Consider the following 15,745-nt stretch of genomic DNA (forward strand, 5'->3'; position numbering starts at 1 on the left):
CACTGGCACTGGCACTGGCACTGGCACTGGCACTGGCACTGGCACGCCAAACCCGTATCCACTGGCGCGCACAACCACAAGACCACCGCCCGTACCGCATGTGCGCTACATTAACAACATTATGCCCGTCATGGATAACATGACCTATTTCCACGGTATTCTTGATCAGTTTGAAGGCCGTTACAGCAAAGGGGACAGTCTGTTCCGCTATTCCGGGCAGGCATGGTACGGCACCGACCACAACAAGATATGGCTGAAGTCAGAAGGTACGCTTGATGGTCAAGGTCGTTTTAGCGATGGTGACCATGAACTGTTCTATAACCGCGCCATTTCAACCTATTTTGATGCACAGGCCGGGGTACGGGTTGATAGCGATACAGGCCCAACCCGTGCATGGGGTGCCTTGGGGGTGCAAGGGCTTGCCCTTTATTTCTTTGACGTTTCAGCAACCGCTTTTTTCAACAACCATGGCGTAGCCGGAAAGCTGGAAGGGTCTTACGATTTTCTGATTACCAACCGGCTTATTCTGCAACCGCAGGCGGAACTTAACTTCTATTCGCATGCGGATACAGAACGCGGTGTCAGCAAAGGATTTTCAGATATAGATGCGGGTTTGCGCCTACGGTATGAAATCTATCGTAAATTTGCGCCGTATATTGCCGTGACCTACGCTGGCCATTATGGCAACACACTCCAACAAGGCCGAAACAGGGGGCAACCTGACAACGGCCCGGATGATCTGCGTTTTACATTTGGTATCCGGTCATGGTTTTAACTACCTGACAGCCTTACACTCCGGGTGGCGTTGTCAGCCGCCTGGTTGTCAAATTCTTCATTGAAAAGCACTCTGGTTCAGAAAAGGTTTTCAGAATGGCTGAAAAAAAGAAAACTGAAAAAACAGCAAAGAAATCAGCACCCCTGAAAACGACGTCCCCTGACACAAACACGCCCGGCTGCGCACACTGCGCGACGGATGACGCGAACGAAAAACGTGTGACGCAGCCCAATAAAATCGCGCTCTTAAACCGCCTCAAACGGATTGAGGGACAAATAGGCGGGATCCGTAACATGGTTGAAGAGGACCGCTATTGCGTGGATATCATCATGCAGCTTTCCGCCGTGAAGGCTGCGATTGATGGTGTCAGCATCCAGTTACTTTCCACCCATGCCAATGGCTGTGTGCGAAAAGCCGTTATGGAAGATGGGGGTGAAGACGCGTTGGAAGAACTCTTGGGTGTGATCCGTAAAATGATGCGATGAGAGGGAGACCTCCCCTCTCACTTTTGCACACACTCTGAAACGTCTTCTTTCAGACAGAGCTGGTTTTGGCAGAACTTTTATCATTCCAGCCGACAGCCAGCAGCACCAGTGTGGCAACGCAACCAATAGCCAGCATGGGGATGTAAGCACGCAGCAGAATCAGCGCCGCCAGCCCTATGGCGCTGATAATCTGACTACGCGGCAGGCGAGAACTAGCCACCCAGCGATAGGTTGCATTGGCCAGCAGATAAAGCACTGGCCCTATCATCATGATGAGAACAGGCGCGCCTTCAGCGTACTCCATCGGGTTTTCCATCATCAGTTCCATACCCACCGCCGTGACAATAATACCGCCAATCAACAATGCATGCAGATAATGGAAATACGCGCCCATGCGACCGGGGTCAGGGGAATGGGTAATGGCATGTTCAGCCGTCTGGCTTGATGTGCCAAAATACAGCCACCACATAGCGACTGTACACAGAAAACTGGCTGCAAATCCGGCAAGTTTCGGCACAGACCAGATTTCAGCCTCTGCCATGGATGCACCAGAGGCCATGATTGTTTCCCCCAACGCCACAATCACAAAAAGTTGGCAGCGCTCAACCAGATGTCCGCCGTCAATCGTCCAGTCAGACGTGCGGGACCGGCCCAACCCCGGCAACGCAAAGCCAAACATGGGGGACACATATTCACACAGCACGCCGATAAGCCACAGTGTCAGACGCCACCCCGGCGGGCAGAAAGCCCCAGCCACCCAGAAACAGGCCGCAATCAGCCCCCACCCCAATATGCGCCGATAATTGGGTGCCAGCGCATGAGATTTTGGAAGCCGGGCAACAATAAAAGCGGACCGCCCAACTTGCATCAGCACATAACACAGGGCGAATTCCACACCTTTGGGGCCGAATGCTTCAGGGGCAGCCGCGCCACACAGCAGCGCCAATGCCATGGTTGCAAACAGCACCCCCCGCAATGCAGGCACGCGCGGGTCAAACCAGTTTGTAACCCAGCCGGTATATTGCCACCCAAGCCACGCCGCAAACCACAAGACCAGCGTCTGCAACGCCCCCAGCCATGACAGATGATGAAGCAGGCCGTGGCTGATCTGGGTCACAAGAAACACGTACACCAGATCAAAGAACAGTTCTTCATTCGTCACGCGGGTCGGCTGGTCGCCCCGCCTGCGTAGAAAAGAAGGGATAATGTCAGGGTGGCCCGTCATGGCTGCTCCGTCATGCTGTGGGCTGCTCTGCCCTTCAGGTTATGCGTAATCAGACACCCTTATGCCATAGGTCACGTACTGAATACGCACTCTTTTCAAGGCAACAAAAAAGCCCTGCCGTTGAACACGGCAGGGCTTTGCATCAGATGCCTGTTTTATCAGGCAGGCTGACTGGATTAGTTCTTGGCTTTGTCAACCATACGGGATTTTGCAATCCACGGCATCATGCCACGCAGTTTTTCACCAACAGCTTCAATCTGGTGTGCGTCATTAATGGCACGAGTAGCTTTGAAGCCAACATTGCCAGACTGGTTTTCCAGAATGAAGTTCCGCACGAAGGTACCGTTCTGAATGTCGGTCAGAATTTCCTTCATGGCTTTCTTCGTGTCAGGGGTGATCACACGCGGGCCAGACACATACTCACCATACTCCGCCGTGTTGGAAATGGAGTAGTTCATGTTGGCAATGCCGCCTTCGTAGATCAGATCCACAATCAGCTTCATTTCGTGCAGACATTCGAAATATGCCATTTCCGGTGCATAACCACCTTCAACCAGCGTTTCGAACCCGGCGCGGATCAGTTCGACCAGACCACCGCACAGAACGGCCTGTTCACCAAACAGATCGGTTTCAACTTCTTCCTTGAAGCTGGTTTCAATCGTGCCAGCACGACCACCACCAATGGCAGAGGCATAAGACAGAGCGATTTCAAGCGCAGAACCGGACTTATCCTGTGCAATAGCCACTAGGCAGGGAACACCGCCGCCACGCTGATATTCAGAACGCACGGTGTGGCCAGGGCCCTTCGGTGCAATCAGGAACACGTCAAGGTCAGGGCGTGCTTCAATGATGCGGAAATGAATGGACAGACCATGTGCAAAAACCAGAGCCGCACCCTGTTTCAGGTTCTTTTCCAGTGAGTCTTTATACAGCGCGCCCTGACCTTCATCAGGTGTCAGAACCATGACAACATCTGCCCATGCAGCAGCTTTGTCAGGCGTCATGACAGTGAAGCCAGCATCCTGTGCTTTTTTCACGGCGGAAGAGCCTTCACGCAGACCGATAACCAGGTCTTTAACGCCGCTGTCTTTCAGGTTGTTGGCATGGGCATGGCCCTGGCTGCCGTAACCGATAACCGCAACTTTTTTAGATTTGATCAGGTTAACATCCGCATCGCGGTCGTAATACACACGCATAGACATATAGACTTGCTCCTTGATTATGGCAGGGCGTCTCTACCACCCTGCCCTTTCATTGTCAGTTGTTCTGAATTGTCTGCGGTCCGCGGCAAATGGCCGCGATTCCGGTGCGAGAAACCTCAGCCAGCCCGAGCGGACGCATCAGTTCAATGAAACTGTCGAGTTTGTCGCTTGAACCCGTGAGTTCAAACACAAAGGAAGAGGCCGTTGTATCCACAGCGCGGGCCCGGAAGGCTTCTGCAATACGCAGGGCTTCCGTGCGCGGTTCGCCCGAAGAGACGACTTTGATAAGCGCCATTTCGCGCGCCACATGCGGCCCTTCAGAAGAAAGGTCAACCACGCGGGACACTGGCACCAGACGTTCAATCTGCGCCTTGATCTGCCGAATGTCAGACAACGTGCCGGTGGTGACAATATTCACGCGGGACACCAGCCCGTGTTCATCAACCGGGGCCACCGTCAGGCTGCGGATATTATACCCACGCCCTGAAAACAGACCAATAATACGGCCCAATGCGCCACTTTCGTTATCCACCAGAAGGGAGATAACTGCCGAACCGGGAGCTTCCTGCTGCATTGCAAAACTTCCTGAAATCACACCAGAGAAAGGCGCATCATCACGCCACGAAACAGAGGATGAAAACAATCAGACAAGCATCATGCCTTCACGCGTTACTTTCGCACCGCGTTCTTCCTGTTCCGGCCCAAGGATCATCTCGTTATGGGCGGCACCTGACGGAATCATGGGGAAGCAGTTTTCGCCCTCCGCCACGCACAGATCAACCACCACCGGCCCATCATGCGCCAAGGCTTCGCGAATAACATCATCAAGCTGGTCCATGCGCGTGGCACGCAGCCCCTTGGCATGGAAACTTTCTGCCAGCTTCACAAAATCTGGCAGGGCGTCACTGTAGCTTTCAGAATAACGTGACCCATGCAGCAGTTCCTGCCACTGGCGCACCATCCCCATGTAATGGTTATTGATGATGAACAGCTTAACCGGCAGACGATACTGCGCAATGGTGCCCAATTCCTGAATATTCATCAGGGTTGATGCCTCACCCGCCACATCCAGCACCAGCGCGTCAGGGTGAGCAATCTGCGCCCCAACGGCAGCAGGCAGACCATAGCCCATGGTGCCCAGACCACCAGACGTCAGCCAGCGGTTGGGTTTGTCAAACTTGAAGAACTGCGCAGCCCACATCTGGTGCTGCCCCACTTCTGTTGACACAAACGTATCGCGCCCGGTTTGCTGCGCCAGTTCATAAATACGCTGGATAGCCTGCTGGGGCTTGATAATCGCATCAGGTGCCTGATCCTGATTGAAACGCAGGCAATCAAGCGCGCGCCAGGCCTCAATCTGCTCCCACCAGGCGGTCAGTTCAGCCTTATGCTCATAGGCTGGCTGTTTTTCCCATTCTTCAATCATCAATGCGATTGTGCGCCCGACATCCCCCACAATCGGCTGATCCACAGGAATAATCTTGTTGATCTGCGATGGGTCAATATCAGCATGAATTTTGAAAGAATCAGGTGAAAACGCGTCCAGACGCCCTGTCACACGGTCATCAAACCGGCTACCCAGTGCAATCAGCACGTCACACCCATGGGTTGCCAGATTGGCTTCGTACGTGCCGTGCATACCCAGCATACCCAGAAACTGCTTATCGGTACCCGGGAAGGCACCAAAGCCCATCAGGGTCGATGTCACCGGAAACCCTGTCAGCTTGGCCAGCTTGCGCAGCCCTTCACAGGCTTCCGACCCGGAATTGATAATACCCCCCCCCGTGTAAAACAGTGGGCGACGACCATTTTTCATGGCCGCAACAGCACGGACAATCGCGTCACGGTCTGGTTCAACCTGCACTTTGCCAACACGCGGTTTGACTTCATCCGCCCCTTTATAGGGCGCGTTTCCAACCGTAATGTTTTTGGGCAGATCAATCAGCACCGGTCCCGGACGGCCAGCCTGCGCAATGGCAAACGCTTCATGCACCGTTGCAGCCAGATCTTCCGGGCGACGTACCAGATAATTGTATTTGGTGACAGGCCGCGTAATGCCGGTCGTATCCGCTTCCTGAAACGCATCATTCCCGATCAGCGCTGTAGGCACCTGACCAGACAGACACACCAGCGGAATAGAATCCATCAGCGCATCCAGCAGGCCGGTCACGGCATTGGTCGCGCCAGGACCACTGGTTACCAGCACCACCCCGACCTTACCGGTCGAACGCGCGTAGGCCTCTGCCGCATGCACGGCTGCCTGTTCGTGCCGCACCAGAATGTGACGGATGTGGTTCTGCCGAAACAGGGCATCATAAATAGGGAGAACGGCCCCACCGGGGTAACCGAAAATAACCTCCACCCCCTGCTCCACAAGTGCGCGCATAAGGACTTCCGCACCCGGAAGGGTGGTGGTTGTCTGTGCGGCCATCGGGGCAGAAGCGGTTTTCGGTGTCATTTTGTCCTATCTCCCAAAATCGGGTTGGGCGGCATCATTAGGGAACCTGAGCGGCACCGTCAATCCCGGAAAGAATAAAAGAAATAATTTCACCAAACTTTCTTTCCGAAAATTTCTCAAAAGGTGGCGTACACGTATCAAGATCATATGTCAGCCCCGGCGCAGACAAAGCATGATGGGCAAACCACGTCGCCTGTCTGCGCGTATATTTGCCCGTCGCAACCACCGCCAGACGCACCGCTTCTTCCTGCGAGATCTCGCCCCGCACCATGGCGCAGAGTTCTGGCACCCCGTGTGCCCGCATGGCTGGCAATGCTGGGTCCAGATTCTGGGCAAGCAGGGCCTCGACTTCTTCAACCGCGCCATTCTGCATCATGTGTTCAAATCGCACGGCTATTCTGGCTCGCAGATCCGGGCGCGGGGGAAGAATGCGTATTGCCACAAACCGGCAGGGCGCTGGTGGCAACCCCGGTTGCGCCTGCCACCATGCAAGGCTGCGTCCTGTGCCCCGCCAGACCTCCCACGCACGCGAGACACGCTGAGAATCGACAGGTTGCAGGCGACTTGCCATTTCAGGGTCAACCGCCGCCAGACGGGCATGTAGTGCTTCTGGCCCTTCCTCGGCCACGAATGTGCGGGCCTCAAGCCGGGCGGCTTCCCCACAATCAGGGATTTCGGCCAGCCCATCGGTCAGGGCGCGCATATACATGCCGGTGCCCCCGCACAGAATGGGCAGCCTGCCAGCACCCCATGCGTCGTGCATGGCTGTCAGAGCCTGCTCCCGCCACCATGCAACACTTCCTTTTTCCGCAGCGGGCAGAACACCATAAAGGCGATGCGGCACCTGTGCCTCCTCCGCAGCCGTAGGGCGCGCCGTCAGCACATGTAGATCACGATACACCTGCATGGAATCCGCATTAATAACGGTGCCGCCCAGTGTTCTGGCCACAGCAAGAGCCAGCGCCGATTTACCCGAACAGGTAGGGCCCGCAATAATCAGAGCCGCAGGGCTAATCTGTGCAGAGCTGTCTCTCTGGTCTTCCGCTTGCCTCATGCGGGCATTCCTGTCACATCCATTCAAAATGATGAGCCTGGTCCTGACACTTGTCGCGCAGCGCGACGCCACCCCCCTTGATGACGCCACCATTGCCCTGGCACGGGATGCCGTGGATGGCGCTCAGACCATCACGACTCTCTCCGCCGGGGAGGCCGTTGACATCCCCTGCCCCGCCACGGCGGTCGAGCATTTGCCAGCGCTGCGGGCAGCCTTTGGTGACCGGCCGATTGATGCGGTCCTGACACATCGTGACGCCCGACGCAAACACCTGCTGGTGTCTGATATGGACAGCACCATTGTCACGAACGAAACACTGGATGATCTGGCCACCTACGCCGGCATTGGTGAAAAAATTGCCGCCATTACCGCCCGCTCCATGAATGGTGAGCTGGATTTTGCGACAGCCCTGCGTGAACGCGTTGCTCTTCTGAAAGGATTTCCCGCCTCTCTGCTTGAAAAAGCATGGAAGGACGTGCGCCTGAATGACGGGGCAAAAGAACTGGTGCAAACCATGCGTCAACATGGTGCCCATACCGCACTGGTATCAGGTGGCTTTACCTTCTTTACGTCCCGCGTGGCCGCCCTGTGTGGCTTTCATGAAAACCATGCCAACACATTGGTGATTGATCAGGATGTTCTAACGGGCGAGACCGGGCACCCCATTCTGGGGCCAGACACCAAACTGGCCTTACTGAAAAACCTTGCTACCCAGCATGCCCTACCCCCTGAACAGACGCTTGCAATCGGCGATGGGGCCAATGACCTGCCGATGCTGAAAGACGCCGGGCTGGGTCTGGCGTTTTATGCCAAGCCGATTGTGCGTAATGCCATTGCAGCCCAGATCAACCATACATCCCTGCGGACTGCTCTGTTCACGCAGGGTTATCCGGCATCAGCCTTTTCTGGCGACTGAATATAATCGCCCACACCGTCAGACAGCGAGGAGCCACACCATGCAGTTCGACCCTAGGCGGGATATTTCATCTTTTCCGTTTGTCCGTGTTGCGCTGGTGTTGGTGGGCTGTGCCCTGATGGGGTACTGTTTTGAATATTATCTCAATCTGCCGCCTGACTCGCCAGAGCATGTCATGCGGCATGTCGCGGCATTGATTGTCGGTACGCTGATCCTACTTGGCACAATCTGGATTTAAGAAGAACACGCGCGGCTTCCCCCGTATCAGAAGCCCAATCTCTGGTGCATTTCTGCAACTAGAGCGGGTGTATCGTCCAATGGAGTTACAACCCAAGGTTGCATTTTGGTGTGTGGAGAATTTTCCGTCAGCACCCGAATACGGCCTGACTTTTCAAGTTCGCTGATAAAGCGTGCAATACGTCGCGATTTTCCGGGCAATGGAAACACAGATACAGGTGCAGCACCTGCAACGGCTTCTGACACCATGGACACACTATCCATCGTCACGACCAGATGGTCCGCACAGGCAATCAGCCCCACATATGGGTTTTCGCCCGTACCATCCCAGACTGTGCCGCCCACTGCATCAACCAGATCGGTCAGCATTTCCCGTGCTTCTGGCGCGGTGCGCCGCGACGGGGTCACAATCAGGCTGCCTTTCTGCGTCACAACGGCTTTTGCCAGCAACGCACCTAACCGCGCAGCCTCGCCCACCCCAAACTGAAAGCGTCCGTTAGACCCACCAACCAACCCGGCAATCAAAGGGCGTGGCAGATGGGCAAATCGGGGCTCCCACCTCTGCCGGGCCTGTTCCAGAACCTTGGGCGTCAGCCCATGCAGGGCAGTACGACCCAGCAGCACGTTCGGGCCGCTGATTTCATCATGAACACACGCCACAATCAGATCGAAACGTGTTAGCGGCTGGCGCGGATGCTGAATCTGCACAACGGGGCGCTCTGGTGTGCGCAGCGCCGCACCAATCGCGCCACCTTTACCGCCAATGCTCACAATAACGCGGGACTGCGCTGCAAGAGGCAGAAGCGGAGCACCCGTCACATCGTTCAGAAAACGCCCCTGTAGCCAGCCGGGGCCGCGCAGCGCCAGCCGCGCCATACGCGATGGCCGAATGGCATGAAAAGACCCATCCCAGCCAGCACGGCCTACTAACCCGAGCGCCTGGGAGCGCATGCCCGCGAAGTCTTCCCCCACCACAAAAGCCGGGAGAGGCGGCCGGTGTGTCCTGCCGTTTTCAAGGCCAGCATCTTGCCCGGAGAGGGCAGCCAGCGGTTCCGCCGACTGGGCCTCGGGCGAGACACCATTTGAAACCGTCGCCTTTCCAGCATATACGTCACTAGCCATTAGGCGATTTTCCCCGCTTTCCATGCGCTTCCCGGCCCGGTGCCCTGCTTTATGCACGGCGGCCAGACCGGCACCACGCTATGCAAAGCATGTTTTTGAACCGGGTCAAGGCGGATAAAACCAGCATGTCCAACAGCTTCGAGGCAATGGGCCTTCTGCCATCCTTATGCACACATGCGGCAAAGGCCGGTCTGACAACCCCTACCCCCATTCAGCAGCAGGCCATTCCTGCCAGTCTGGCAGATAAAGACGTACTGGCAGTCGCCCCAACTGGCACGGGTAAAACTGCTGCCTACGTGCTGCCATTGCTGCAACATCTGATGAGCACCCGTCGCGCCCATGATGCGCTGGTGCTTGTGCCCACGCGTGAACTGGCATTGCAGACAGCAGGCGTATTTCGCACCTGTCTTGGGCAGGACCCGAAAAGCAACCGCCAGAAAGCGGGCACACCCGGCATTATTACACTGTATGGGGGCGTGGACCGTGAGAACCAGATTGCCAATCTGGCCCATGATGGACCACGGGTGTTGATCGCCACCCCCGGCCGTCTGCTTGACCTTGTGCACACCGGCGAAATTGACCTGTTCACCTGCACCCGCGTGGTGCTGGATGAAGGCGACCGCCTGTTCGCGCCCGAGTTTTTTGAAGAAAGCGCCACGGTGGTTGAAGGGCTGCCGCCTGTGCGGCAGACGTCGCTGTTTTCAGCCACGCTTCCCAAAACCCTTACCCCCATTTTGCAGAAGCTGCTTCGCAAACCGGTCGAAATTCATATTGAAAAACCCACTGAAAAACGTGGACTGATCCGGCAGGGTGCGTTTTTTCTGGAACCCGCGCAGCGTCTGCCTTTCCTGAAGCTTTTTTTCAATCGTGACCGGAAAAGCCGCACGATCATTTTTGTCAAAACCAAAGCAGACGCAGACCAACTGGCCGCCACATTAAAAAAGCTGCGCGTCGGCGCGGCCCCTTTGCATGGTGACCTGACGCAAACCCAACGCACGGCAACCGTAGCCAGCTTTGCCGAGGGGCGTATGCCCGTTCTGGTTGCTACGGACATTGCGGCGCGTGGACTGGATGTACCTGACGTCCGTACCGTCATTAACTTTGACCCACCCGATCAGGCTGAAACCTACCTGCACCGCATTGGCCGGACTGGCCGAAACGGAAAAACTGGCACGGCCCTGACATTCTGTTCTATGAGCGACCGGCAGAAGCTGCGTCAGATTGAGGTCGGTGCAGCCGTCAAAATCAGGATTTTGTCTGAGGAACAGGCTTTACCGCCGGTCGACCAAGCTGAGCAGAAACATCCGAAAGCAGCGCGGCGGCCATAGTCGCCCATTCATCCTCCACCGTTGTCTGTGTGTCGATAACAGGCCGGGGTGGAGGAGACAGAATAAACTGCGTGAGGGCATCGGAGATGCCTGCAACTGTTGGCGCACACATGCGGGCCTGCGGGTTTCGGCCAAACTGCTCAGTCAATCCACCCACATTGGTGGCCAACACCCAGCGCCCAGCCGCAAGGGCCGCAGCCCCAACACCGCTCTGACTGGCTTCACGATACGGGAGAAGCAGCACATCGGCCCATGCCAGTAATCTGGCAATTTCGCCCTCTGGCACCCAGCGGTTTTCGACTGTCACACCGGGCACCGCAGCCAGTTTTTCCAGCCACGGCGCATCCGGGCCTTTGCCGACAACGTGGCAATCAAACGCCACCTGCTGTCCCTTAACCTGCGTCAGCGCATCAGCCAGCAGATCAAGCCCCTTGTAGGGCAGCAATCGCCCGAAAACGAGCAGACGCATCGGCCCCTCATGCGCCAGTGGCGGCTGCCAGGCGGCACTCTCTTCTGCATCAAATGCAAAAGGCGGATGATACGCCACGATTGCAGACCGCCCCCGCATACACGTCTGCTGTGCCAGAATTTTTGCAACATGCTGCGTCAGGGCCACCACACAATCAGCACTGCGGACCAGCAGACGTTGCAAAACCATCTGCCCCGGAAACCCATCTCCCGGATGCGCCTGCGCATCATGCACCACCACAACAACCGGCACCCCGGCACGGCGCAGGGCAAAGACCATCAGAAGATCAAGCGGGCCGGGCATGGCACAAATGGCAACCGTTGGTCGGATACGCCGTACGGCCCGCACAACCGAGCGCACGAGCGCGTAACCCGTTACGGCTCTCCACACCAATCCGGGCAGAGACGTGTAGGTCTCGACCGGAATATCATTCTGGACGGTCTGGGTCTCTGCCCGCACAATTTCCGCGTGCGAGGACAGAGACAGAAAAGCCTCCTGCCCCGGCAGCACGTTGATGCCTTTTGCAAGTTCAACTGCTATTTTGGGGCCTGCCCCGCGCCGCCCCCATTGCCAGACAAGCACCCGCATTACCGGCCCCCCGCTGGCGCGGATGTCAGGGCCGCCACGGCATCCAACAATGGCTGGGGGCTGAAGGCACGCAGGGCTGCCTGACGCGCTTTCTGCCCCAATGCGGCACGCAGTGCACTGTCATCCGCCAGCTTACGAAGGGCCTGCGCCGCGAAAGAAACATCGGCATCGGCCCACATGGCCCCGGCCACCTGATAGACCCCGCGATCATCTGTCGCTGGCACCAGCGTGTAGGGAACAGGCACCCCACAGGCTTCCGTCAGAAATTCGGCGGTTGCGGACCAGTCCGTCGCAATCACAGGGCGTTCAAGCAACATGGCTTCGGCAGGAACCAGACCCAGCCCCTCGCTCCGATGCAGCGACAGCACAATATCGGCATTGCGTGTCATGGCATGCACATCCGCCATCGGAAAATTGCGGGTTTCAAAGCGGATATTGGCTGCCCCGCCTGCGGCTGCCTGTAATCGCCGCAAATCTTCTTCGTAATGCTGCGCGCTTGAAACCTTCATGACCAATATACGGTCCGGTCTGTCACCAAATGCCTGCCGAAAAGCAGCAATCGCGGCCAGAGGATTTTTCCGCGCAAAACTGGACGCCAGACTGAACGATGTCAGCACCACAACGGCATCATCCGGCCATCCGAAGCTTGCCCGCGTCAGGGCCGATGGCTGGGGTTGAGCATCGGCCAGCGGATACGGCACAACGCGAACGCAGCCCGGTTTTAGGCCATCCAGCGCACGGGCACTAAAGTGTGATGGCGTCCATATTTCATGCACACCGGCGACCCCGGCCTGCCATTCAGGCGGCAATTTGGGGAGTTCCCACACCCAGTAGCCCACAATCCGCCGCCCTTTGACGGCAGGCCGCCCCAACCGCAACAAAGCTGCGGGAACCTGAGGGCTGTTGACGTGCAATAGAAGCGCGGCCTGCCTATCAGCCAGAAAAGCTGCCTCCTGCCCTGACGGGCGGCTGGCCAGCAAGCCTGCTTCAACGCCTTCCGCGCTGATACCATGCGTCTGCAACCCGCGCAGAAGAAGTCTTGCCCCTTCTCCCAACCCGGATTGCCGCGATAATTCACCAGCCACCACCACCCGGCCATCACAGGCAGGGGCAGGCCATGATGCTTTGGGGGCCAGAACACTCGTGACATGAGCCAAGGCGCGTCGCCGACGTTCAACCGGCAGCAAACGCCATAAACGGTGGAGAGGGTGCAGAGTTGATGTCACGGTTCCATTTTGTCAGAAACATGTCAGACCGCCTACCCCCAAACACTGAGGGATTGCACCTGTGGGGAAGCCAGATAATACTGCACGCCGCATGCCAGTCTGTCTGATCAGCCCAGCCCGCACTTTTCACCCCCTTCCCCCTGCCGAACACAAGGGGTGTGGGGAGCGGCCTGCCTATCACTCCCTAAAGCAGACACCACAACCATGAGTTGTGCGTCCCGCCGCCACAACCCGGAGCGGGGCCTTATTCGTGTTCGCACACTCTCTGAAACGCTGCCGCCGCCACAGCACCCCTTGCCACGGTTCAAGATTTCCCTCCCCCCGCCTGATCTGAGCCAATGGGAGAAAGGGAATTGCGGCATACGCGGCGTGCATCACTTTGAAGCCCGTCAACCAGGCCCGCATGTTGCGGTTACGGCGCTGATGCACGGAAACGAATATGCAGGCGCGCATGTTCTGGCAGATCTCCTGCACCAAAACATACGCCCCCTGCGCGGACGTCTGAGCCTGATTTTCCTGAACCTTGCTGCATTCGCCCGGTTTGACGCCACACGCCCAACCCTGTCGCGCTTTGTTGAGGAGGACATGAACAGGTTATGGAGCCCGGACCTCATCCACTCCACGCACACATCGCTTGAAATGGAGCGTGTGCGGGAAATCTGTCCCCTGATGGAGACAGTAGATGCCCTGCTTGACCTTCACTCCATGCTCTGGCCCGCCAAGCCGGTTCTACTTAGCGGCCTAACAGAGCGCAGTCGGGCTCTGTCCTGTTCCCTAAGCGCACAGCAACGCCCTGCCCCACTGGTCGTGCAGGATGGCGGGCATGAAGACGGCCCACGCCTGATTGATTACGAACGCTTCGCGTCCAATCGCACGACAGCCACTGCCTGCCTGCTTGAAGCCGGACAACATTGGCACCCGGACAGCGTGGCGGTTGCCGCAACCACCACGCGCCTGTTTCTGGAACAGATGATACTACGCCAACCACACGCGCAGGTTGCACAAGAACCAGAAATACCCGCACAGGTTGTGGTGACCCATACTGTTCTGGCTCACACCGCAGGCTTTGTTTTTGTCAAAGCGTTCTGTAGTGGGGATGTCATGTCCAAACAGGGCACCCTGCTGGCCTTTGACGGAACCGAAGAAATTCGCACGCCGTATGATGACTGCGTGCTGGTAATGCCCAATTTACGGCCCATGCGCGGCCATACCGCAGTGCGGCTGGCACGCTTTGCCGAGCACCCATAAAAAAAGGGCATGAACCGAAGTCCATGCCCCTTCTGGCAGACAAAGCCGTCAGAAAACTCAGCGCGTGTAGATTGGGAAACGGGCGCACAGGGCTTTCACACGGTCATGCACGGCGTTTTCAACGGCCGCATTGCCTTCACCGCCTGAAGCCGCAAGGGCTGTCAGCACTTCGTCAATCATTTCACCCACTTCACGGAATTCCGCTTCACGGAAACCACGCGCCGTGGCAGCGGGGCTGCCCAGACGTACGCCAGACGTAATGGCAGGCTTTTCCGGGTCAAACGGAATGGCGTTCTTGTTTGCGGTAATACCAGCGCGTTCCAGCGCCTGTTCCGCAGCCTTACCGGTCACTTTCTTGGGGCGCAGATCAACCAGAAGCAGGTGGGAATCCGTGCCACCTGTCACAATGTCAAACCCACGTTCAACCAGAACTTCAGCCAGAACATTGGCGTTCTTCTGCACTGCTTTCTGGTATTCCTTGAATTCAGGGCGCAGGGCTTCACCAAACGCAACCGCCTTACCAGCGATTACATGCATCAGCGGACCACCCTGAAGACCGGGGAACACCGCAGAATTGATCTTCTTGGCCAGTGCTTCGTCATTGGTCAGAATAACGCCACCACGTGGGCCACGCAGCGTCTTATGCGTGGTGGATGTCACTACGTCAGCATATTCAACCGGGTTGGGGTACAGACCAGCCGCAACCAGACCGGCAAAATGCGCCATATCAACCATCAGGGCCGCGCCGACTTCATCCGCAATCCGGCGGAAGCGCGGGAAGTCGATAATACGGGGGTAGGCAGACCCACCAGCCACAATCAGCGTTGGCTTATGTTCACGGGCCAGACGTTCCATCTCTTCATAGTCCAGAATGCCGTCTTCACGACGCACCCCGTACTGAACAGCATTGAACCATTTGCCTGAATAGTTTGGCGCTGCACCGTGGGTCAGATGGCCACCCGCGGCAAGGCTCATGCCCAGAACCGTGTCACCCGGTTTGGCCAGCGCCATGAACGCCGCCTGGTTGGCATTTGCGCCTGAATGCGGCTGCACGTTGGCATACGCTGCCCCGAACAGCGTTTTCACGCGTTCAATTGCCAGCACCTCAACCTTGTCCACTTCCGAACACCCGCCATAGTAGCGGCGGCCGGGATAGCCTTCAGCATATTTGTTGGTCAGCACACTGCCCTGCGCCTGCAACACGGCTTCAGACACCATGTTTTCGCTGGCAATCAGTTCAATGCCTTCCTGCTGGCGTTTCAGCTCACTGGCCAGAGCGGCCGCAACATCCGGATCAATTTCTGTAACCGGTGCGTGAAAAAAACGATCCAGATCCGTCTGGCTCATCAGGAGCTCCCTTGAATGTCGTCACATCGCCCAGCAACGGATACCGCCCGGAAGGACACCGCGCC

At 57.1% G+C, this 15,745-nt stretch carries 15 protein-coding genes; 6 read left to right on the forward strand and 9 right to left on the reverse strand.

From position 1 onward, the window contains the following. Together Abin_RS08190 and Abin_RS08195 are read left to right on the forward strand one after the other, a co-directional pair. Positions 1-775: copper resistance protein B (locus tag Abin_RS08190; protein ID WP_258027421.1), on the forward strand; the 775-nt coding region annotated here is incomplete at its 5' end. A gap of 95 nt (positions 776-870) precedes the next feature. Beyond that, complete coding sequence (locus Abin_RS08195) at positions 871-1,260, forward strand: metal-sensitive transcriptional regulator (RefSeq protein ID WP_084593540.1); 390 nt, start codon at positions 871-873, stop codon at positions 1,258-1,260. Between the two features lie 49 nt (positions 1,261-1,309). Here Abin_RS08195 and Abin_RS08200 read toward each other — a convergent pair whose 3' ends face one another. From Abin_RS08200 to miaA, 5 genes are all read right to left on the reverse strand, one after another. Next, positions 1,310-2,485 carry a low temperature requirement protein A gene (locus Abin_RS08200; protein WP_052948196.1) on the reverse strand — a complete coding sequence of 392 codons (1,176 nt, stop codon included), beginning with the start codon at positions 2,483-2,485 and terminating at the stop codon, positions 1,310-1,312. A 176-nt stretch (positions 2,486-2,661) separates the two neighbouring features. Further along, the gene (ilvC, locus tag Abin_RS08205) at positions 2,662-3,681 is read right to left on the reverse strand and encodes a ketol-acid reductoisomerase (protein ID WP_048845972.1); all 1,020 of its coding nucleotides are present in this window, start codon (positions 3,679-3,681) and stop codon (positions 2,662-2,664) included. Between the two features lie 61 nt (positions 3,682-3,742). Beyond that, a complete protein-coding gene (ilvN, locus tag Abin_RS08210) occupies positions 3,743-4,261 on the reverse strand; it encodes an acetolactate synthase small subunit (RefSeq protein WP_048845974.1) in 519 nt (172 codons plus the stop codon). 69 nt (positions 4,262-4,330) lie between these two features. After that, positions 4,331-6,145, reverse strand: a complete 1,815-nt coding sequence (ilvB, locus tag Abin_RS08215) for a biosynthetic-type acetolactate synthase large subunit (protein WP_048845871.1) — start codon at positions 6,143-6,145, stop codon at positions 4,331-4,333. A 37-nt stretch (positions 6,146-6,182) separates the two neighbouring features. After that, positions 6,183-7,199: a tRNA (adenosine(37)-N6)-dimethylallyltransferase MiaA gene (miaA, locus tag Abin_RS08220; RefSeq protein ID WP_048845872.1), complete on the reverse strand. Its 1,017-nt coding sequence runs from the start codon at positions 7,197-7,199 to the stop codon at positions 6,183-6,185. Between the two features lie 28 nt (positions 7,200-7,227). Between miaA and serB the strand changes: the two genes are divergently transcribed. Together serB and Abin_RS08230 are read left to right on the forward strand one after the other, a co-directional pair. After that, positions 7,228-8,115, forward strand: a complete 888-nt coding sequence (serB, locus tag Abin_RS08225) for a phosphoserine phosphatase SerB (RefSeq protein ID WP_048845975.1) — start codon at positions 7,228-7,230, stop codon at positions 8,113-8,115. 40 nt (positions 8,116-8,155) lie between these two features. Then, positions 8,156-8,353, forward strand: coding sequence for a hypothetical protein (locus Abin_RS08230; protein WP_048845873.1), 198 nt, complete (start codon positions 8,156-8,158; stop codon positions 8,351-8,353). 26 nt (positions 8,354-8,379) lie between these two features. Here the strand turns inward: Abin_RS08230 and Abin_RS08235 are convergent, their stop codons facing one another. Then, positions 8,380-9,303 (reverse strand): mitochondrial fission ELM1 family protein, encoded by a 924-nt coding sequence (locus tag Abin_RS08235; protein ID WP_255319318.1) that lies wholly within the window; start codon positions 9,301-9,303, stop codon positions 8,380-8,382. Positions 9,304-9,599: 296 nt separating this feature from the next. Here Abin_RS08235 and Abin_RS08240 point away from each other — a divergent pair, with 296 nt between their 5' ends. Further along, positions 9,600-10,802 carry a DEAD/DEAH box helicase gene (locus Abin_RS08240; protein WP_048845979.1) on the forward strand — a complete coding sequence of 401 codons (1,203 nt, stop codon included), beginning with the start codon at positions 9,600-9,602 and terminating at the stop codon, positions 10,800-10,802. Here the strand turns inward: Abin_RS08240 and Abin_RS08245 are convergent. Both Abin_RS08245 and Abin_RS08250 read right to left on the reverse strand, forming a co-directional pair. After that, entirely contained in the window at positions 10,720-11,859 is a 1,140-nt protein-coding gene (locus Abin_RS08245; RefSeq protein ID WP_084593542.1) for a glycosyltransferase, read from the reverse strand. The two genes, Abin_RS08240 and Abin_RS08245, sit on opposite strands and share 83 nt — an antisense overlap. Continuing rightward, entirely contained in the window at positions 11,859-13,085 is a 1,227-nt protein-coding gene (locus tag Abin_RS08250) for a glycosyltransferase family 4 protein (protein ID WP_048845875.1), read from the reverse strand. Before Abin_RS08250 ends, Abin_RS08245 begins: the two co-directional genes overlap by 1 nt. Before the next feature lie 204 nt (positions 13,086-13,289). Here Abin_RS08250 and Abin_RS08255 point away from each other — a divergent pair, with 204 nt between their 5' ends. Further along, on the forward strand, positions 13,290-14,333 hold the full coding sequence (locus tag Abin_RS08255; protein ID WP_048845876.1) for a M14 family metallopeptidase: 1,044 nt from the start codon (positions 13,290-13,292) through the stop codon (positions 14,331-14,333). Positions 14,334-14,390: 57 nt separating this feature from the next. On the opposite strand, the gene glyA is transcribed toward Abin_RS08255, so the two are convergent. After that, complete coding sequence (gene glyA / locus Abin_RS08260; protein WP_048845877.1) at positions 14,391-15,680, reverse strand: serine hydroxymethyltransferase; 1,290 nt, start codon at positions 15,678-15,680, stop codon at positions 14,391-14,393. Between the last annotated feature and the right edge of the window lie 65 nt (positions 15,681-15,745).

This window comes from Acetobacter indonesiensis (genome assembly GCF_000963945.1).
Lineage (GTDB): Bacteria > Pseudomonadota > Alphaproteobacteria > Acetobacterales > Acetobacteraceae > Acetobacter > Acetobacter indonesiensis.